This is a genomic window from Sphingopyxis sp. GW821-FHT02C12 (genome assembly GCF_059421785.1).
In genome coordinates this window covers 2,620,972-2,639,408 of the sequence record NZ_JBWKVQ010000001.1, presented here as the reverse complement: position 1 = coordinate 2,639,408, position 18,437 = coordinate 2,620,972, and the positions used below count along the sequence as shown (strand labels likewise).

Annotated in this window: 20 protein-coding genes; 5 read left to right on the top strand and 15 right to left on the bottom strand. The window is 65.1% G+C overall.

What is annotated here, in order from left to right; genetic code table 11:
- Positions 1-24 precede the first annotated feature (24 nt).
- The 12 genes from AC07U1_RS12690 to coxB form a co-directional block, all read right to left on the bottom strand.
- Positions 25-3,039 (bottom strand): TonB-dependent receptor, encoded by a 3,015-nt coding sequence (locus AC07U1_RS12690; protein WP_492738963.1) that lies wholly within the window; start codon positions 3,037-3,039, stop codon positions 25-27.
- A gap of 206 nt (positions 3,040-3,245) precedes the next feature.
- Positions 3,246-3,617: a PRC-barrel domain-containing protein gene (locus AC07U1_RS12685; RefSeq protein ID WP_495176274.1), complete on the bottom strand. Its 372-nt coding sequence runs from the start codon at positions 3,615-3,617 to the stop codon at positions 3,246-3,248.
- Positions 3,618-3,743: 126 nt separating this feature from the next.
- Complete coding sequence (locus AC07U1_RS12680; protein WP_495176275.1) at positions 3,744-4,634, bottom strand: class I SAM-dependent methyltransferase; 891 nt, start codon at positions 4,632-4,634, stop codon at positions 3,744-3,746.
- Positions 4,627-6,024 carry a threonine synthase gene (gene thrC, locus AC07U1_RS12675; protein WP_495176276.1) on the bottom strand — a complete coding sequence of 466 codons (1,398 nt, stop codon included), beginning with the start codon at positions 6,022-6,024 and terminating at the stop codon, positions 4,627-4,629. Before thrC ends, AC07U1_RS12680 begins: the two co-directional genes overlap by 8 nt.
- A 27-nt stretch (positions 6,025-6,051) precedes the next feature.
- Positions 6,052-6,720, bottom strand: coding sequence for an SURF1 family cytochrome oxidase biogenesis protein (locus AC07U1_RS12670; protein WP_495176277.1), 669 nt, complete (start codon positions 6,718-6,720; stop codon positions 6,052-6,054).
- Positions 6,713-7,105 (bottom strand): DUF983 domain-containing protein, encoded by a 393-nt coding sequence (locus tag AC07U1_RS12665; protein WP_056348158.1) that lies wholly within the window; start codon positions 7,103-7,105, stop codon positions 6,713-6,715. The genes AC07U1_RS12670 and AC07U1_RS12665 overlap by 8 nt, the downstream gene beginning before the upstream one ends.
- A gap of 1 nt (position 7,106) precedes the next feature.
- A complete protein-coding gene (locus tag AC07U1_RS12660) occupies positions 7,107-7,982 on the bottom strand; it encodes a cytochrome c oxidase subunit 3 (RefSeq protein WP_495176278.1) in 876 nt (291 codons plus the stop codon).
- Positions 7,983-8,064: 82 nt separating this feature from the next.
- The gene (locus AC07U1_RS12655) at positions 8,065-8,634 is read right to left on the bottom strand and encodes a cytochrome c oxidase assembly protein (protein ID WP_056348162.1); all 570 of its coding nucleotides are present in this window, start codon (positions 8,632-8,634) and stop codon (positions 8,065-8,067) included.
- Positions 8,631-8,786: a cytochrome c oxidase system small membrane protein gene (locus tag AC07U1_RS12650; RefSeq protein WP_495176279.1), complete on the bottom strand. Its 156-nt coding sequence runs from the start codon at positions 8,784-8,786 to the stop codon at positions 8,631-8,633. The genes AC07U1_RS12655 and AC07U1_RS12650 overlap by 4 nt, the downstream gene beginning before the upstream one ends.
- Positions 8,783-9,694 (bottom strand): heme o synthase, encoded by a 912-nt coding sequence (locus AC07U1_RS12645; protein WP_056348164.1) that lies wholly within the window; start codon positions 9,692-9,694, stop codon positions 8,783-8,785. Before AC07U1_RS12645 ends, AC07U1_RS12650 begins: the two co-directional genes overlap by 4 nt.
- A gap of 63 nt (positions 9,695-9,757) precedes the next feature.
- Positions 9,758-11,431, bottom strand: a complete 1,674-nt coding sequence (gene ctaD, locus AC07U1_RS12640) for a cytochrome c oxidase subunit I (RefSeq protein WP_056348166.1) — start codon at positions 11,429-11,431, stop codon at positions 9,758-9,760.
- A 15-nt stretch (positions 11,432-11,446) separates the two neighbouring features.
- Positions 11,447-12,559: a cytochrome c oxidase subunit II gene (coxB, locus tag AC07U1_RS12635; RefSeq protein ID WP_495176280.1), complete on the bottom strand. Its 1,113-nt coding sequence runs from the start codon at positions 12,557-12,559 to the stop codon at positions 11,447-11,449.
- A gap of 232 nt (positions 12,560-12,791) precedes the next feature.
- Here coxB and pyrE point away from each other — a divergent pair, with 232 nt between their 5' ends.
- The 5 genes from pyrE to AC07U1_RS12610 are packed head-to-tail and all read left to right on the top strand — an operon-like array spanning position 12,792 to position 16,489.
- Positions 12,792-13,373 (top strand): orotate phosphoribosyltransferase, encoded by a 582-nt coding sequence (pyrE, locus tag AC07U1_RS12630; protein ID WP_187138848.1) that lies wholly within the window; start codon positions 12,792-12,794, stop codon positions 13,371-13,373.
- On the top strand, positions 13,370-14,116 hold the full coding sequence (locus tag AC07U1_RS12625; RefSeq protein ID WP_187138849.1) for a pyridoxine 5'-phosphate synthase: 747 nt from the start codon (positions 13,370-13,372) through the stop codon (positions 14,114-14,116). The genes pyrE and AC07U1_RS12625 overlap by 4 nt, the downstream gene beginning before the upstream one ends.
- Positions 14,113-14,514, top strand: a complete 402-nt coding sequence (acpS, locus tag AC07U1_RS12620) for a holo-ACP synthase (protein WP_056348177.1) — start codon at positions 14,113-14,115, stop codon at positions 14,512-14,514. The genes AC07U1_RS12625 and acpS overlap by 4 nt, the downstream gene beginning before the upstream one ends.
- A gap of 12 nt (positions 14,515-14,526) precedes the next feature.
- Entirely contained in the window at positions 14,527-15,378 is an 852-nt protein-coding gene (gene lepB / locus AC07U1_RS12615; protein WP_056348178.1) for a signal peptidase I, read from the top strand.
- Between the two features lie 19 nt (positions 15,379-15,397).
- Entirely contained in the window at positions 15,398-16,489 is a 1,092-nt protein-coding gene (locus tag AC07U1_RS12610) for an AI-2E family transporter (RefSeq protein WP_495176281.1), read from the top strand.
- A gap of 262 nt (positions 16,490-16,751) precedes the next feature.
- Here the strand turns inward: AC07U1_RS12610 and AC07U1_RS12605 are convergent, their stop codons facing one another.
- From AC07U1_RS12605 to AC07U1_RS12595, 3 genes are all read right to left on the bottom strand, one after another.
- Positions 16,752-17,273: an FKBP-type peptidyl-prolyl cis-trans isomerase gene (locus tag AC07U1_RS12605; protein ID WP_187138852.1), complete on the bottom strand. Its 522-nt coding sequence runs from the start codon at positions 17,271-17,273 to the stop codon at positions 16,752-16,754.
- A 180-nt stretch (positions 17,274-17,453) separates the two neighbouring features.
- Positions 17,454-17,660 carry a 30S ribosomal protein S21 gene (gene rpsU / locus AC07U1_RS12600; protein WP_037510267.1) on the bottom strand — a complete coding sequence of 69 codons (207 nt, stop codon included), beginning with the start codon at positions 17,658-17,660 and terminating at the stop codon, positions 17,454-17,456.
- Positions 17,661-17,844: 184 nt separating this feature from the next.
- Positions 17,845-18,408 carry a hypothetical protein gene (locus AC07U1_RS12595; RefSeq protein ID WP_492738988.1) on the bottom strand — a complete coding sequence of 188 codons (564 nt, stop codon included), beginning with the start codon at positions 18,406-18,408 and terminating at the stop codon, positions 17,845-17,847.
- Between the last annotated feature and the right edge of the window lie 29 nt (positions 18,409-18,437).

Below are 18,437 nucleotides of genomic sequence, written 5' to 3'. Positions count from 1 at the left end.
GTCGGTCAATGCACCGCGCCCGCCCTAGAAGGCGAAGCGAACGCCCGCCGCGTAGCGGGCAAAGCCCGGCGACACGAAAGTCACATTGTTGTTGTGCCGCAGATGCCCGCGCCGGCCCTCGCCCGTGATGTTGATCGCCTCGACGAACCCGGTGAGACCCGGCATGAACTCATAGCTCGCGCTGGCGTCGATCTGCCAATAATCCTCGATATAGGTCGGGTTCGGCCCCGAACTCTGGAGGAATTCTTCGCGCCAGTTCCACGCGACACGCGCCTGTAGTCCGTTCTTGTCGTAGTAGGCGACCGCGTTGGCGCTGTCGCTGAGCCCGGTCAGCGCGAATTGCGGCACCGACGACGGCAATTTATTGTCATAGGTCGCATCGCCATTGACGATTGTATAGTTCAGTATGACCCCGAAGCCGGTGTCCCAGAAGCTGTGCTGGAGCGCGAATTCGAAGCCGTTGAGCGACGCGGTCTGGTCGCTGTTGATCGGCGTCGTAATCTCGAAGTTCAGCGCCGGATCGCCCGGGATGCTGTTGATCGTGCCGACATAGGTGCCCGGTCCGCCCCCGGTGATCGTCACCGAATTGGGGAAGTTGGCAAAGATGTACTGGCGGATCTGGGCGACGGTCGCGTTCGCCCCGAGCGAGGCGAGCGCCGCGTTCCAGCGCGGACCACCGACCGGGGTGGTCAGGCCGAACGCCTCGGTATCGATGCGCGTCGTCGAGATGAAGTTGCTGACGTCCTTGTGGAAATAGCCGACCGAAACATAGCTGCCCGGCGAGTAATACCATTCGGCCGACAGATCGATATTCTTCGACTTGTAGGGAACGAGGCCCGGATTGCCCTGCGCCCCGCCGCCGCCGCCGACGCGGAACAGCGTGTCGAGCGTGCGTCCGCCCTGCAGATTGGCATAGTCGGAGCGCGTGATCGTGTGGCTGTACGATGCGCGCAGCTTCACATTATCCATCGGCGAGATGTCGAAATCGACCGCCGGCAGCCAGTTGTTGTACGACCCCTTGAAGCGGGTGAAATCGCTGTCGCCCGAGAAGATGATGTTGAATTCATTGTCGCCGACCCAGCGCGTGCCGGTCGGCACCGGTACCAGCGCCGCCGACGACACATCGGTGACCTCGTAGCGGACGCCGGCGACGAAATGCGCCGGATTGTCGAAGAGGTCGAACTTGGTCGCGACCTGCAAATAGGGGGCCAGCGTTTTTTCGGTGATGCGCCGGTCGGTGTTGAAGGCCGCGATACAGGTGCCGGGGATCGCCGCCGAACCCGTCTGCGGTCGGCTGCAGACGCCATATTTGCTTTCGATCAGGTCGACCATGCGCTCATAGTCGAACCGGTAAAAGCTCTGGATCATGCCCGGCTGCGCCAGCCCCGGGAATTTGTCGGGCAGCGTTTCGAGCGTGAAGATGTCGTCGGGAATGTCGGCCGCCGGACCCGAACCGCCCCAGGTGTCGTTCTGGATCGTGCCGAAGGCCGAGCGGACCTTGTTCTCGACATAGGAGACGCCGAAATCGATGCTGTCGAGGAAGCCCCCGTCATGGTCGTAATTGCCGCGCAGCTGGACCTGGTTGATCTCGTCGCGGAAATAAGCGGCGCGGAAGGCGTTGCCGGTCGGCTGGATCAGCGCCGCGTTCAGCGGATCGATGCCGGGATGCATATTGTAGGAGAGGACCGGCAGGTCGTTCTCGAAGTTGACCGTCTGGTTGGCGATACCAAAGATGGCGTTACCGACCGACGTGCTCGACCCGAAGCGGTTGACCGGCTTCACCGTCGCGCTCGACCGATGATAGTCGAGGTCGATCGTCACGCCGCCGGGGCCGTCCCAATGGATATTGCCGCCGAGCGATTTATTCTCGGCGCGGTTTTCGGTCAGCGAGCCGCTGTACGACAGGTCCTTGCCGCCGTTGAGCGCGGTGGTGCTGGGCGGAGCCGGCGGCTGCGGGAAGGCTTCGGAATAGAAGATCGGGCCGGCGACGGGGCCGTCAGTCCACGAACTGGTCGTGTTTTCATGGTTGAACCAGATGCCGACATTGCTGTTGCGCGTTTCGACGGTGTTACGCGAATAGGTATAATCGATCGTCGCGGTCAGGCTGTCGGTCGGGCGGAATTGCAGCACCGCCTGCCCGTTGATACGCTCGCGGTTGACGTCGTTGAGGTCGTAGGAGGCGTTCTGCGGCACCTGATAGACGTCGGTCGGGTCGGGCCGGTTGGTGATGCGCGCCGCGCCCGGCGTACCCGGCTGGGCCAGCGAACCCCAGTTGTTCTCGGACCCCAGATACCCGTCGCGCCAGCCGACATTGGCCGAGTTCGTGCTCGACTTGCGCTTCTGGTACGACCCGGTGACGAGGATGCCGATCGTGTCGTCGGCAAAGGTGGTGCTGAAGATGCCCGAGATTTCGGGGGTGACCGGATTGCCCTCGTTGCGCGACGAGTCATAGACCGCCTTGGCCGAGATGCTGCCGTGCATGCCCGGTTTGTCGAGCGGGCGCGGGGTGCGGATGTTGATCGTCGAACCGATGCCGCCCGATTCATTCGTCGCGCGGCCGCTCTTGTACACCTCGACCGCCGAAACGGCCTCGGACGCAAGGTTGGCGAAGTCGAACGAACGCGACGCGGGCGCACTGCCGCCATCGCCGATGAAGGCGGTCGGCATCTGGCGACCATTGAGCGTCACCAGGTTGAATTCGGGGCCGAAGCCGCGGACCGTGACCAGCGAACCCTCGCCGTTCGAGCGGTCGATCGACACGCCGGTGATGCGTTGCAGCGATTCGGCGAGATTGGTGTCGGGGAATTTGCCGATGTCTTCGGCCGAGATCGCATCGACGACGCCCTGCGCATCGCGCTTGATATCGGCGGCGGCGGACAGGCTGGCCCGGATGCCGGTGACGACGATCTCGTCGCCATCGACGGTGCGGTCTTCGGGGGGGGCGTCCTGCGCCATCGCGACCTGTGCCACGCTCATCAGCGCAACCGCCGATGTGCCGGCCAGAATCTTCGCGAGCCAAAGCTTATGCGGAGCCTGCATCCCTGTTCCCTCCCGTTTAGCCGCTCATTTTCGGCGGCATTTCGCTAATGTGAACGTTATCTAAATGAGAACGTTCTCATTGTCAACGCGGGTCGTCGTTGCATTCCTATGCAACGGACAAGGAAATTGCACCGGGGATCGGTGCAGCGGAGGGTCCGTGGGCGGCGGAAGGGGCCGGCGGCGCCGGCCCCTTCATATGGTTCCGGTCAGAGCATCGGATAGCTCAGCCCGTAATAGCCATAGACGGTGCGGCCATATTCGTCGGTATATTCGGGGGTGTCGTCGCGCGCATAGCGCGGCGCGCCGGTCACCTGCTCCTTGCTGATCTCGACGACATAACCGCCCTTTTCGGTGTCGTAGCGCAGCATATCCCAGGGGATCGGATAGTGATCGCTGCCGAGGCCGAAGAGGCCGCCGAACTGCAGCACGGCATAGTCGGCCTTGCCCGAAACCTTGTCGAGCATGACATTGGCGATGGTGCCAAGCTTTTCATCCTGCGGATTGTAGACGGTGGTGCCTTCGACCTTGTCGGAGGAAATGAGGCGATTGGTTCCGCCGCGTTCGAGCGTGTCAGCCATGATGCGTCTCCTTGACGAAGGAGCGCACGAGAGCCGGAAGAGCCGGCCCCGCCGCCCCCATGTCCAGGCAACGGCGCGCCGGGGCGCGAGTTGCCCGGCTCGCCGCGAACGGTGCCGGATTAAGGCTCAGCGGCTCCAGCGCGCGAAGATCGCGGTGGGAAGCAGCAGCCCCCTCGCCTCTTCGCGCACCGCGAGTTCGCCGCATTCGACCTTGCCGGGAAGGTCGGCGAAGAGCTGGTTCAGCAATTCACCGATCGCCAGCGCCGACATGCGCACCGCATAGACGGTGAGGAACAGCGCGCGGCTGTCGGCGTCGAGCAGCTGGCGGCAGTCAGCGAGCAATGGCGCGAGCCCTTCCTCGAGCTGCCAGCGTTCGCCGGTCGGGCCGCGCCCGAACTTGGGCGGGTCGAGCAGGATCGCGTCATAGCGCTTCTCGCGCCGCACTTCGCGCGCGGTGAACTTGCCGGCGTCATCGACGATCCAGCGGACCGGCTTTTCGGCCATGCCCGCCAGCGCGGCATTCTCGCGCGCCTGCGACACCGATTTCTTCGACGCGTCGACATGGGTGACAGACGCACCCGTGGCGGCGAGCGCCTGGCTGCCGACGCCCGTGTAGCCGAACAGGTTGAGGAAGGCGGGATCGGGCTTGTCGGCGATCTGCCCGCGCAGCCAGTCCCACACCGGCGCCATGTCGGGGAAGAAACCGAGGTGACGGAAGGGGGTGCATTGCGCCGTGAAGCGCGTTTCGCGCCAGCCGAGCGGCCAGCCCTCCTGCGGAACGGGCTTGTTGTAATACCAGCGACCACCGCCGTCGTCGTCCGACGCCGGGATGAACTCGCCATCGGCGGCGTCCCATTCGCTTTGCGGGAGCGCGGGCGCCCACATCGCCTGCGGTTCGGGACGGATGAAGCGGAAGCGGCCATAGCGCTCGAGCTTGCGCCCGTTGCCGCTGTCGACCAGCCCATAATCGTCCCACGCCTCGCCGACGAGGGTGACGAGGGGTAGCAGATCAGCCACGCGCGGCTTCCGCGAGGACGAAGGCCTTCACCGCGTCATAGTCGCCGGGCAGCTTGGTATAGCGTTCCTCGCGATCGAAGAGATTGCCGAGCCGCGCGGGCAGCGCCGGACGCACGCCGGTCGCACGCTCGACCGCCTCTCGGAACTTCGCGGGATGCGCGGTGGCGAGGGTGACGACGGGAATGTCCGCATCGATGTCGAGTTGGCGTGCCGCCGCGAGGCCGACCGCGCTGTGCGGGTCGATGACCTGCCCGCCCTTTTCCTGCGCCCAGCGCAGCGCGAGCGACATCGAATCGCCGTCGATGCTGGCGCTGGAGAACAGCCCGCGCGCGCCGCTGAGCATGTCGGCGGGGATCGTCATCGCGCGGTTGGTGTCGAAGTCGCCCATCATGCCGGTGATCGCAGCGCCGTCGCGGCCCGACAGGTCGAAGAGCAGCCGTTCGAAATTGCTGCTGACCTGGATGTCCATGCTCGGCGTCGCGGTCGGCGTCACCGTGCCGGCGCTATAGTCGCCGCTGGTCAAAGCGCGGTGGAGGATATCGTTGACGTTGGTCGCGACGACGAGGCGCGCGATCGGCAGCCCCATGCGCGAGGCGACATAGCCCGCGAAGACGTCGCCGAAATTGCCGGTGGGTACGCTGAACGCGACCGGGCGGTCGGGACCGCCGAGGCGAACCGCAGCGTAGAAATAATAGACGACCTGCGCCATCAGCCGAGCCCAGTTGATGCTGTTCACCGCCGACAGCGTGACCTGGCCGCGCGCTTCCTCGTCGCCGAACAGGCGCTTCACCATCGCCTGGGCATCGTCGAAGCTGCCGTCGATCGCGATATTGTGGACGTTGGGGGCGAGCACCGTCGTCATCTGCCGCCGCTGGACGTCGCTCACCCGTCCTTCGGGGTGGAGCATGAAGATCTGGATATGCTCGCGCCCGGCAACCGCCTCGATCGCCGCCGAGCCGGTGTCGCCCGATGTGGCGCCGACGATCGTGATATTGGTGTCGCCGCCCGCGAGGAATTTCTCGAACAACTGGCCGAGCAGTTGCAGTGCGACATCCTTGAACGCCAGCGTCGGGCCGTGGAACAGTTCGAGCAGCCAGTGGCGATGGTCGAGCTGGACGAGCGGGGTCACCGCGTCGTGGCTGAACCGGCCATAGGCCGCCTTGCACAGCTGACGCAGTTCATCCTCGTCGAGCGCGCCCGCGACGAAGGGGGTCATCACCCGCACCGCGGTTTCGACATAGTCGAGGCCGGCGAAGGCGCGGATTTGGTCCCGGCTCAGCGTCGGCCATGTCGCGGGCACATAAAGCCCGCCGTCGCTGGCGAGGCCGGCGAGCGTGGCGGCACGAAAGTCGAGGGTCGGCGCGGAGCCGCGGGTGCTGATATATTCCATGGCGGCCCAGCGCCTAGCGGTGTCCGCTCAAGCCCGCAAGCGGCGGCGCACCGCGATGATGTAGATGATCAGCGCCGCGGCGGCGAACAGGAACCACTGCCCGGCGTAAGCGAGATGATTGTTCGGGGTGTCGGCGGCCGACGGCACCGCGCTGGCGCGCAGCCCGGGCGCCGGGGCGTCGGCGACAAGCATCGCGCGCGCCGGCACGGCCTTGCCCGTCATCCGTTCGATCAGCGTCGGTTGTTCGGGACCCGGAACGATCGTGCCCTGCACGATGCCGCCGGTCCATTTCGGCGGAGTGAAGTCGTCGGCGGTGCCGACGTCGACGAGCACGCCCGGCCCCTCGGCACCGGTGCGGCAGTCGGCGATCATGCGGATCCCCGTCTTGCCGGCGCGGTCGGTGCCGCTGCGCTGGTCCCAGCGCACGGGTTCGAGGCAGGCGACGCTGCTCTTGCGATAGAGCATCGTGTCGGGAACCGGCGGCAGTTTGGGATAGGCGACGGTCGCCGACATCGCGCTGTTGCGCTGAAAGAGCGCGATCAGCGCTTCCTTTTCGCCCTTGCGCTGCAATTGCCAGACGCCGAGCGCGATCATCGTCGCCACCGCGGCGAGGACGAGGATCGTCGGGACGATCGGCCAGCGGCGGGCGGGTGCGGACGTGTCCGGGGTTTCGGGGGTTGCAGGCTGGTCAGTCATCCGGTTTCTCCACCCGTCCCTCGGCCGCGTCGCGCTGATGCTCGCTCGCCAGCAGCGCTCCTTTGGCGATGCGCAGGCCATAGATGACCGCGGCGACGGTCAGCGGCACCCACAGGATGACATGCACCCACAAGGGCGGGGCAAGCGCGGCATCGAGCAGGAGCGCGGCGACGATCAGCAGCGCGCCGATAATCAGGGTCAGGAAGGCGGCGGGGCCGTCGCCGACATTGTAGCGGCCCGAATCGAAGCCGCACGTCGGGCAGCGTTCGCGAAAATTCGCCGCGCCCTCGAACAGTCCCGGCGTCCCGCATTCGGGGCAGAGACCAAAAAGGGCAGCGCGCCAGAGCGGCGGCTGCCCCTTTTGAAGTTGGTCGGTGTCCGGCAACTCAGTGCGCGGCGACAGGTGCGCCCCAGCCGCCCCAGACATAGACGATGATGAAGAGGAACAGCCACACGACGTCGACGAAGTGCCAGTACCAGGCAGCCGCTTCGAAGCCGAAATGCTGGGTCGGGGTGAAGTGGCCCTTGTAGGTACGCGCGAGGCAGACGATCAGGAAGATCGTGCCGACGAGCACGTGGAAGCCGTGGAAGCCGGTCGCCATATAGAAGGCCGAGCTGTAGTTGCTCTGACCAAAGCCGAACGGCGCGACGCTATATTCATAAGCCTGGATCGACGAGAAGACGACACCGAGGATGATCGTCGCCCACAGGCCCTTTTTCAGGCCTTCGCGGTCGCCGTGGATCAGCGCATGGTGCGCCCAGGTGATCGTGGTGCCCGAGCAGAGCAGGATCAGCGTGTTGAGCAAAGGCAGCGAGAAGGCGTCCATGACGTGGATGCCCTTCGGCGGCCACATGGTGATCGCGGCGGCGCCGTCCTGGCCGAACAGCGAGGTGACCGCGCCGTCGGCATATTCGATCGGCACCGGGAACAGCGAAAAGTCGAACCAGGCCCAGAACCAGCCGACGAAGAACATGACTTCCGACGCGATGAACAGGATCATGCCATAGCGCAGGTGCAGCTGGACGACCGGGGTGTGGTCGCCGGCATGGGCTTCGTTGATGACGTCCGACCACCAGCTGAAGAAGGTGGCGATGACGCCCATGAAGCCGAGGCCGAGCACCCATTTGCCCGCGCCGCCGAAATAGTCGGCGTGCATGAACATCACGAGGCCGAAGAACATCACCAGCGCGGCAGCCGAGCCGATGAGCGGCCAGACGCTCGGGTTTACGAGGTGATAGTCATGATGTTTCGCACCGGACATGGCGTTTTTCCCGTTTTTAGCAGCCCCAGCATCACGATTCCCCATCGTCCGCCGGCCTTGGTAAGACTCTTTGATCGCGGCCTTAGCTCGCCTTTTTGCCCCCGTCTACTGGCTCCACAGGGTGGAAGGTGTAGCTGAGGGTGATTTCCTGGATGTCGCGCGCGTCGGGATCGTCCATGATCTTGGGATCGACGAAAAACAGCACCGGCATGCGCACTTGCTGCCCTGCCTCAAGCCGTTGTTCGGTGAAGCAGAAGCACTGGATCTTGGTGAAATATTTGCCCGCGGCGTCGGGGGTGACGTTGAAGCTCGCGGTCCCCGTCACGGCATGCGACGAATTATTCTCGGCGATGAAGATCGCCATGTCGCGCGCGCCGATGCTGACCGTGTCGGTCGGGTGCTCGGGATAGAATTTCCACGGCAGCTTGGGCGACACATTGGCGTCGAAGCGGACCGAAATCGTCTGGCTCAGCACCTGCGGCGTTTCCGCCGCGGCGACCGGGTCGTAGCGCTGGGTCGTGCCGCCGAAGCCGGTGACGCGGCAGAAAAGATTATAGAGCGGCACCGCCGCGAACCCCAGGCCGACCATCGAAATCGCGAGCAACGCAGCGAGGCTGGCGGTTTTCGCGTTGGGCGACATCCGCGCGATCATTTCAGCACCGTCATCTTGGCGATCGTGATGAAGAAAAAGAGTATCGCAAGCCCGCCGAGCAGCACCGCCATCAGATTCGCGCGGCTGCGTTGACGGCGGCGATATTCGGCCTCGTCGAAGGGTTCGGGGGCGTCGTTCACGGGTTCGGTCATAGCGGCCACCAATGGTCGGCGACAACCGCGCCGAACAATATGAAAAGATAGGCGATCGAATAGGCGAAGAGGCGCTTTTCGGGCTGCATCGGATCGCCCTCTCGCGCCATGCGCGTGCCGACCTGCGCCGACAATATCACGAACAGCGCCGAGAGCACCACCGCGATCCAGCCATAGATCGCGCCGGTGTAGCCGAGCGGCCAGGGCGCGATCGCGGCGGCGGCCATGATCAGCGCATAGAAAAGAATCTGGCGCCGCGTCGATTTCTCGCCCGCGACGACGGGCATCATCGGGATGCCCGCAGCAGCATAGTCCGAGCGCACGAACAGCGCGAGCGCCCAGAAATGCGGCGGCGTCCACAGGAAGATGAGCAGGAACAGCAGCACCGGCAACGGTGCGACAGTGCCGGTCGCGGCGACCCAGCCGATCAGCGGCGGAAAGGCGCCGGCGGCGCCGCCGATGACGATATTCTGCGGCGTCCGCGGCTTGAGCCACATCGTGTAGACGAAGACGTAGAACAGAATCGAAACCAGCAGCAGCAGCGCCGCCTGCCAGTTCGACGCGAACAGCATCAAAAAGACCGAGAAGGCGGCGAGTCCGACCCCGAACTGCAATGCGGTCTGCGGGTCGAGGCGTCCGGCGGGCAGCGGGCGCCCGGCGGTGCGCTTCATCTTGGCATCGAGACCCGCTTCATACCATTGGTTGAGCGCCCCCGAGGCCCCTGCCCCCAGCGCGATCGCGAGGATCGACGAGAAGGCGAGAACCGGATGGACGGTCCCCGGCGCCGCGAGCAGGCCGCACAGCGCCGTGAACACGACGAGCGACATCACGCGCGGCTTGGTCAGCGCGAACAGGTCGCGCCAGTCGGCCGGAAGGGCCAGGTCGCCATGGGTCAGGCTCTGCGCCATGATAACTCCAGGCCGGAAAGCTATCGCCCCCTGCCAAGGCTATTTGGCAGGGGGCGAGTGCAATCAGGCGATACGCGGCAGTTCGTTGAACTGGTGGAACGGCGGCGGGCTCGACAGCGTCCATTCGAGCGTCGTCGCGCCTTCGCCCCACGGATTGTCGGCGGCCTTCTTGCCGGCGAACAGCGAGTAGAGGATGTTCACGAAGAAGAAGATCATGCCGACCGCCATGATGACATAGCCGAGCGACGAGATGTGGTGCCAGTAAGCATAGGCTTCCGCATAGTCGGGGTAACGGCGCGGCATGCCCTGCTGACCCAGGAAGTGCTGGGGGAAGAACATGACGTTCACGCCGATGAAGAAGATCCAGAAGTGCAGCTGGCCGAGGACTTCGCTGTACATCCGGCCCGACATCTTCGGGAACCAGTAGTAGAAGCCGGCAAAGAGCGAGAAGACCGCGCCCAGCGACAGCACATAGTGGAAGTGCGCGACGACATAATAGGTGTCGTGCAGGTTGGTATCGACCCCGCCGTTGGCGAGCACGACGCCGGTGACGCCGCCGACGGTGAACATGAAGATGAAGCCGAGCGCCCAGACCATCGGGGTCTTGTAGCTCATGGAGCCGCCCCACATGGTGGCGATCCAGCTGAAGATCTTGATGCCGGTCGGCACCGCGATGACCATCGTCGCGGCGGTGAAGTACATCTTCAGGTTCACGCTCATGCCGACGGTGAACATGTGGTGCGCCCACACGATGAACCCGACGACGCCGATCGCGACCATGGCATAGGCCATGCCGAGATAGCCGAACACCGGCTTCTTGCTGAAGGTCGAGATGATCTGGCTGACGATGCCGAAGCCCGGCAGGATCATGATATACACTTCGGGGTGGCCGAAGAACCAGAAGAGATGCTGGTAGAGCACCGGATCGCCGCCGCCCGTCGCATCATAGAAGGTGGTGCCGAAATTGCGGTCGGTCAGCAGCATGGTGATCGCAGCGGCGAGAACCGGCAGCGCGAGCAGCAGCAGGAAGGCGGTGACCAGCACCGACCACACGAACAGCGGCATCTTGTGCAGGGTCATGCCCGGCGCGCGCATGTTGAAGATGGTGGTGATGAAGTTGATCGCACCAAGGATCGACGCCGCACCCGCGAGGTGGAGCGAGAAGATCGCCATGTCGACCGCCGGCCCGGGCGACCCGCTGGTCGACAGCGGGGCATAGACCGTCCAGCCGGTTCCGGCGCCAAGCCCGTTGCCCCCCGTGACGAACATCGAGCCCGTCAGCATGACGAAAGCGACGAAGGTCAGCCAGAAGGACACGTTGTTCATGCGCGGGAAAGCCATGTCGGGCGCGCCGATCATCAGCGGCACGAACCAGTTGCCGAAACCGCCGATCATCGCGGGCATGACCATGAAGAACACCATGATCAGGCCGTGTGCGGTGATCAGCACGTTCCACATATGCTTGGCCTGCGTTTCGCCGGCCGCGGAGTCGAACATGCGCGCCCAGTCACCCAGATACTGGATGCCGGGTTCGGCGAGTTCGAGGCGCATCATGCCCGAAATCACGCCGCCGACGATACCGGCGACGATCGCGAAGATCAGGTAGAGGGTGCCGATGTCCTTGTGGTTCGTCGACATGAACCAGCGGACGAAGAATCCGGGCGTGTCATGGTCATGGTCGTCATGCGCGTGATCGGCATGGCCATGAGCGGGTGCAGTTGCAGCAATATCGGTCATCTGTCGGACCCCTTGTTATTTCTTGGCGGCCGGGGCGGCGGCGGGCGCCGCTGCAGCCGGTGCGGCTTCGGTCGTGGCGGCCGGCGCGGTTGCCGGAGCGGTGGCGGCGGCGGGCGCCGGAGCCGGCGCGGCGGCGGGTGCCGCGGCCACCGGACCGGCCGGATTGCCGCCCCGCGAGCGGACCCAGGCTTCCCATTTGTCGACCGGCAGCACTTCGACCGCGATCGGCATATAGCCATGGTCGACGCCGCAAAGCTCCGAACACTGGCCGTAATAGACGCCGACCTTGGTGGCGGTGAAGGTGGTCTCGTTGGCGCGGCCGGGGACCGCGTCCATCTTGGTCCAGAAGGCCGGGACCGCGAAGCTGTGGATCACGTCGGCGCCGGTGATGATCAGTTTCACCTGGCGGCCGACGGGGACGACCATGCGGTTGTCGACCGCGAGGTGATAGGGCTCGCCGGCGGCCTTGGCCTGGTCTTCGGTCAGGATCTTCGAGACATATTCACCGATGCCCTGGTCGGGATAGGCGTAACCCCAATACCATTGATACCCGGTGACCTTGATCGTCAGCGCTTCCTTCGACGGCGGTTCATATTGCGCCGCGAGCAGGCGGATCGACGGGACGGCGATGACCGCGAGGATCAGCACCGGGATCGCGGTCCAGATGATTTCGATGAAGGTGTTGTGCGTCGTCTTCGACGGCACCGGGTTCGCGGCGGCGCGGTAGCGGACCACCGCCCAGAGCAGCAGACCGAGAACGAAGAGCGAGATCACCACGATCACCGGCAGCAGGATATAGTGGTTGAACTCATAGGCCTGGACGCCGATCGGCGTGACCTGCGGCTGGAAGTTGATCCCCGCGTCGACCGGCTGACCCACGCCCGGGGTCGGCTTCATCGGCACATAAGTCGCGTCGCCGGCGGGAACCGCCGCCGCCTTCGTCGCATCGGCCGCAGCCGGAGCGGCGGTCGTCGCAGCCGCCGCATCGGCGGGGGCCGGAGCCGGATTCGCCGCGGTGGTCGCTGCGGGGGCCGCGACAGGTGCCGCCGCCGGTGCCGCCGCCTGACCGACGCTGACCGCGCCCAGCGACAAAACCGCCGCGATTACAAGGGTTTTCAAGCTCTTCATAAGGATAGTGCCGCCCGTTGCCTGTTGTTCTTATCGATGCTTCATTCCCGCCGCGCGGATACCGGACATGCGTCGCGGCAGCCGGGCGGCTGGCTGAATCTCGCGGGCGCTATAGACCCGCTTGCCGCTTGCCTCAAGCATCTCTAACACTATTTTGCGGCTGGCAAATCTGCCCCGTCGAAACCCCGTCGTTCCCGATGGACGACGTCCTGAACAAAAGACCCATTCTCCCATGACCGACGACGACATCCTGGCCGAATTCCGCGCCGCCGACGCCCTGCTGCAGGGGCATTTCCTGCTCTCCTCCGGGCGGCACAGCGAATATTATCTCCAGTGCGCACGCGTGCTGATGGACACCGAGCGGGCCGGACGGCTCGCGATCGCGCTCGCCGCCAAGCTGCCGCGCGACCTCAAACAGGCGATCGACATCGTCGTCTCGCCCGCGATGGGCGGCGTCATCATCGGCCATGAAATGGGCCGCGCGCTCGGCAAGCCCGCGATCTTCGTCGAACGCCCGACCGGCACCTTCGAACTGCGCCGCGGCTTCACCATCGCACCGGGTGCCAAGGTGCTGATGGTCGAGGATGTCGTCACAACCGGCCTGTCGTCACGCGAAGCGATGGCGTGCGTCGCCGACGCCGGCGGCGAAGTGATCGCCGAAGCGGCGCTCGTCGACCGCTCGGCGGGCAGCGTCGACCTTGGCGTTCCCTTCTATCCGCTCGTCGCGATCAACTTCCCGACCTATGCCGAAGACGAACTGCCACCCGAACTCGCAAAGACCAAGGCGGTGAAGCCGGGGAGCCGCGCGAATTGAATCTTGAACGATCTGGTGGGCGCCTCCGCCTCGGGGTCAACATCGACCATGTCGCGACGATCCGGAATGCGCGCGGCGGCGAGCATCCCGATCCGGTCCGCGCGGCCGAGATCGTCGCGGCGGTCGGCGGCGACGGCATCACCGCGCACCTGCGCGAAGACCGGCGTCATATCCGCGACGACGATCTCGCGCGCATCCAGGCCGCGACCGACCTGCCGCTGAACCTCGAAATGGCGGCGACCGAGGAAATGCTGGAAATCGCGCTGCGCCATATGCCGCACGCCGCGTGCATCGTCCCCGAAAAGCGCGAGGAACGCACGACCGAGGGCGGGCTCGACGCCGCCGGACAGCACAACCATCTCGCGCCGATCGTCGCGCGGCTGAACGACGCGGGCATTCGCGTCAGCCTGTTCATCGAACCCGACCCGCGTCAGATCGAGGCCGCGATGCGGCTGCGCGCGCCGGTGGTCGAATTCCACACCGGCCGTTACGCGCATGTCGAGGGCGAGGAACGCGCCGCCGAATTGCGCCGGATCGCCGACGCCGCCGCGCTCGCGTGGAAAAACGGCATCGAACCGCATGCCGGGCATGGCCTGACCTATGACAATGTCATCCCGATCGCCGCGATCCCGCAACTCGCCGAGCTCAACATCGGCCATTATCTGATCGGCGAGGCGATCTTTACCGGGCTGGAGGATGCGGTGCGCCGCATGCGCGACCTGATGGACGAGGCGCGAGGATGATCATCGGACTCGGCTCCGACCTCTGTAATATAGAGCGAATCCAGAATTCGCTCGACCGTTTCGGCGAGCGGTTCGAGAATCGCGTGTTCACCGACGTCGAACGCGCCAAGGCGGCGCGGCGGCCGTTCACCCGTGCGGGCACCTATGCCAAGCGCTTCGCCGCCAAGGAGGCCTTCTCCAAGGCGGTCGGCACCGGCTTCAAGCGTGGCGTGTTCATGAAGGACATCGGCGTCGTCAACGCCCCCTCGGGCGCGCCGACGCTCGCACTGACCGGCGGCGCGGCCGAACGGCTCGCGGCGATGATCCCTGCGGGACACAAGGCCCATATCCATCTGACACTGACCGACGATCATCCCTGGGCCCAGGCGTTCGTCATCATCGAAGCACTGAAGGACTAGGCAAGGACCGACATGGCAAAGAACAAGAGCGGCGGCGCCAAGGGCGAGGAAAGCTGGGGCAAGCTGATCCGCGATATCGCGGTGATCCTGCTGCTGGTGCTCGGCATCCACAGCCTGCTCGCCAAGCCCTTTTATATTCCGTCCGATTCGATGATGCCCGGGTTGCTCAGCGGCGACCGCCTGATCGTCAGCAAATATCCCTATGGCTGGTCCTATGCCTCGGCGAGCTTTCACCTGCTCCCCAGGATGGAAGGCCGCATCTTCGCGAAACTGCCCGAGCGCGGCGACATCGTGGTGCTCGAGCATCCGGTCGACCGCACCGACTATATCAAGCGCGTCATCGGCCTGCCCGGCGACACGATCGAATTGAAGGGCGGCGCGCTGTTCATCAACGGCAAGCCGGTGAAGCGCGAACAGCAGCCCGACCTGCGCATCCCCGTCGACGCCAACACGCCGTCAGGCGGCGGCGGCAGCGCGCTCGACCGGTTCAGGCAGGTCGACGGATCGGGCCGCGAAACGCTGGTGCTGCCGATCATCCGCGAAACGCTGCCGAACGGCGCGTCCTATGACACCATCGACATGGGCGAACGGCCGAGCGTCGACGAATATGGCCCCTACAAGGTCCCGGCGGACCATTTGTTCCTGATGGGCGACAACCGCGACGGCAGCGCCGACAGCCGGGTTCCCGTCGGCGAACTGGGCCTCGGCGGCGCGGTGCCGTTCGACGTCATCGCGGGCCGCGCCGAGATCATCACCTTCTCGACCGACGGCACCGCCAAATGGTACAACCCGATCAGCTGGTTTCAGGCGCTACGCTCGGGCCGAGCGGGAACCGACCTGACCCCCGAACGTAAGGGCAGCTAGGCACAGGGGAGCACAGCGCATGGCCGAGACCGACGCACGGGCGAAAGCCAAGGCCAGCGTCGAGGCGCCCGGCCCCACCGAAATCCGCAGCGACGCGGTCCGCGGCGAATTGCTCAAGGCCGGGGTCTGGCTCGGCCTCGCGTTGTTGATCGGCGTCTGCATCATCCTGATCCAGCCGATCCTGCTGATCTTCGCCGGCGTCGTCATGGCGGCGATGCTCGACGGCGGTACCCGCCTGCTCGGTCGGGTGCTACCAATCGGCCGCGGCTGGCGGCTGCTGATCGTCTGTCTCTCGCTCGTCGCCTTCCTCGTCTGGACCATCCTGTTCGCGGGCTCGCAGATCGCAGATCAGGCCGCTACGCTACAGACAGTGGTGATGGGACAGGTCGAGCGCATCGCCGCCTGGGCCAGCGCGCATGGCATGGGCAATCTGCAGATCGACACCAAGACGATCACCGAAAATCTGGCCGGCACCGTCGGACGCGTCACCGCCGCGGTCGGGACCGTGCTCGGTGCGCTGACCAGCCTGGTCATGGTGCTGGTACTCGGGGTCTTCCTCGCGATCGAACCGCGACTCTATGAGCGCGGGGTGGCGTGGATGCTGCCGATGAACGCCCGCGAGAATTTCTACATCGTCACCGCGCGCATGGGCTTCACCCTGCGCCGGTTGATGGCGGGGCGCCTGCTCGGCATGCTGGTCGAGGGGATCGGCACCTGGCTCGCCTGCCTCGCGGTCGGCATCCCGATGGCGGCGCTGATGGGGCTGCTCACCGGGCTGCTCGCCTTCATCCCCAATATCGGCGCGATCGTGTCGGGCGTGTTGCTGGTGCTCGTCGGCTTTTCGGCCGGGACCGACACCGGGCTCGCCGCCATCGCCATCTATTTCATCGTCCAGACGGTCGACGGCTATCTGATCGTGCCGATGGTGGCGAAGCAGACCGTCGACCTCGCCCCTGCCCTCGTCCTCGGTGCGCAGATATTGTTCGGTGCCCTGCTCGGCATCATGGGCCTGTTCCTCGCCGACCCGATCGTCGCGATGATCAAGGTCGCGCTGGAGCGCGAGGCCGAGCGCAATGCCGGGACGCAGGGGAAGCGAAAGGCGGCGGGGTAAAAAGGGCGTCGAGCAGGCCGACAGGGCCGCTCACGACCGAGAGTCGCCTCTCTCTCTCGTCTCGTCACCCCGGACTTGATCCGGGGTCCCGCTTGAAATCGAAGCCTGTTGATGCCTCAAAAAAGCGGGATCCCGGATCAAGTCCGGGATGACGACGGGAAATACGACGACGTCCACTCGCCACCCGAAAACCGCCCCAAACAAAAACGGCGGCAGGATCAACCCGCCGCCGTCTTGAATGCCCGAAAGTCCCTGCTCCGGGTCAGGGCTGCGGCGCGCCCTGTGGCGGGGCGCCCTGCATCTGCTGTTGCTGCATCTGCTGCTGCATCATCTGCATCTGCTGCTGCATCGCGCGAACCTCGGCCTCGGTCTTGAATTCGAGCAGTTCGACGTCGAAGTGCAGCGTGCTGCCACCCGGGATCGGACCATTGTCCTTGTCGCCATAACCCAGCGCGGGCGGGATGGTGACCTTGTACTTGCCGCCCTTTTTCATGCGGGTCAGCGCCTCGGCAAAGCCCGGCGCGGTCTGCGCGACCTGGAACGGCGCCTGTTCATTGGCGTCGAAAACCTTGCCGTCGTCGAGCTTGCCTTCATATTTCACCAGCACGACGTCGGACATGGTCGGGCTGTTGCCCGTGCCTTCCTTGACGACTTCAAAGCCGATCCGGGGGGTCGACATCACCGCGAAAGCGATCGCCGCGGCAATCAGCCCCGCAACGCCGAACCACATCAGCCACAGGCCGCCCTTGCTCACCGGACGCAATGGAACCGTCGTCACGCTCATTTTCTGATCCTTCCCCTGCCCCCGCACCATATTTCGGCGGAGCAAAAACATCGGCTCGCCTATAGGCGGAGCGGCGCGGAGCGGTCCAGCGACAATTGCACACACGCCGCACAACGAAAAAGGCGCCGCGTTGCTGCAGCGCCTTTTTCAAATCCGGATCCCGAACGGGAAGGACGGGTCTTACTTGATCCCGTCGCGCTCCATCCGCTTGCGCTCCATCTTGCGGGCGCGGCGGACGGCGGCGGCATGTTCGCGCGCACGCTTTTCGCTGGGCTTTTCGTAATGACGGCGCAGCTTCATTTCGCGATACACGCCCTCACGCTGCAGCTTCTTCTTGAGCGCACGAAGGGCCTGGTCGACATTATTGTCGCGAACGATGATCTGCATGTGCCGTGTCGTCTCCGGTTCGTCCAACGATGAACGGCAACCGGATAGCCGGTCCGCCATAAATCGCCGATATAAGGGCAATAAAAGAAGCGCCGCGAACCCGCGACGTTCCGTTGGGAGCGCCACTAGCCAGATTCGCGGCCAAATGCAAGCCCCTGCGCGGCGGCAGGGGCGTGAAACGTGGCTATTGCCCTCCCCTGCGGCGCGCGTCGGGAACTTCGGGTCCGCCGCCCGGCTGCTGGGTCGCGAGCGGCATCGGCGAAATCGCCACCCCGAACAGCCGCCACTTGCCATTATACCACTGAAATTCGAAGTCGAAGGCGACCGCGGTCGGGCGCAGTCCAAAACTGCCGCGCACGCGCAGGATGTTCCCCGCCCCGACCTGCGGCGCGCCGTTATAGACGGGCGCCAGCAACAGGCTGTTCGACAGGTCGACGCGATTGTCACGCAGCGAGGCGAAGATTTGCGCCAGTCGCGACGGATCATTGGCGAGCTGGAACGACGGCGACGATATGTCGCGCAGCACCGAATAATTGCCCGACTGATTGGCATGGTCGATCGCGGTCAGCGTCGACCAGATCAGCTTGGCGAGTTCGAGGTCGCCGGGCACCGGCATCGCGGCGACGGGCGGCGGCGCGGCAGCCCCCGTCTGCGCCTGTGCCGGAGCGGCAAGCGCGACCAGCAGCGCCGCGGGCAAAGAAAAGGCGGCCGAAGACCAGCCGCGCGAGAAGGAAGATGGCTTTTTCATAGGTTCCAACATGAAAGGGCGATGCTCCC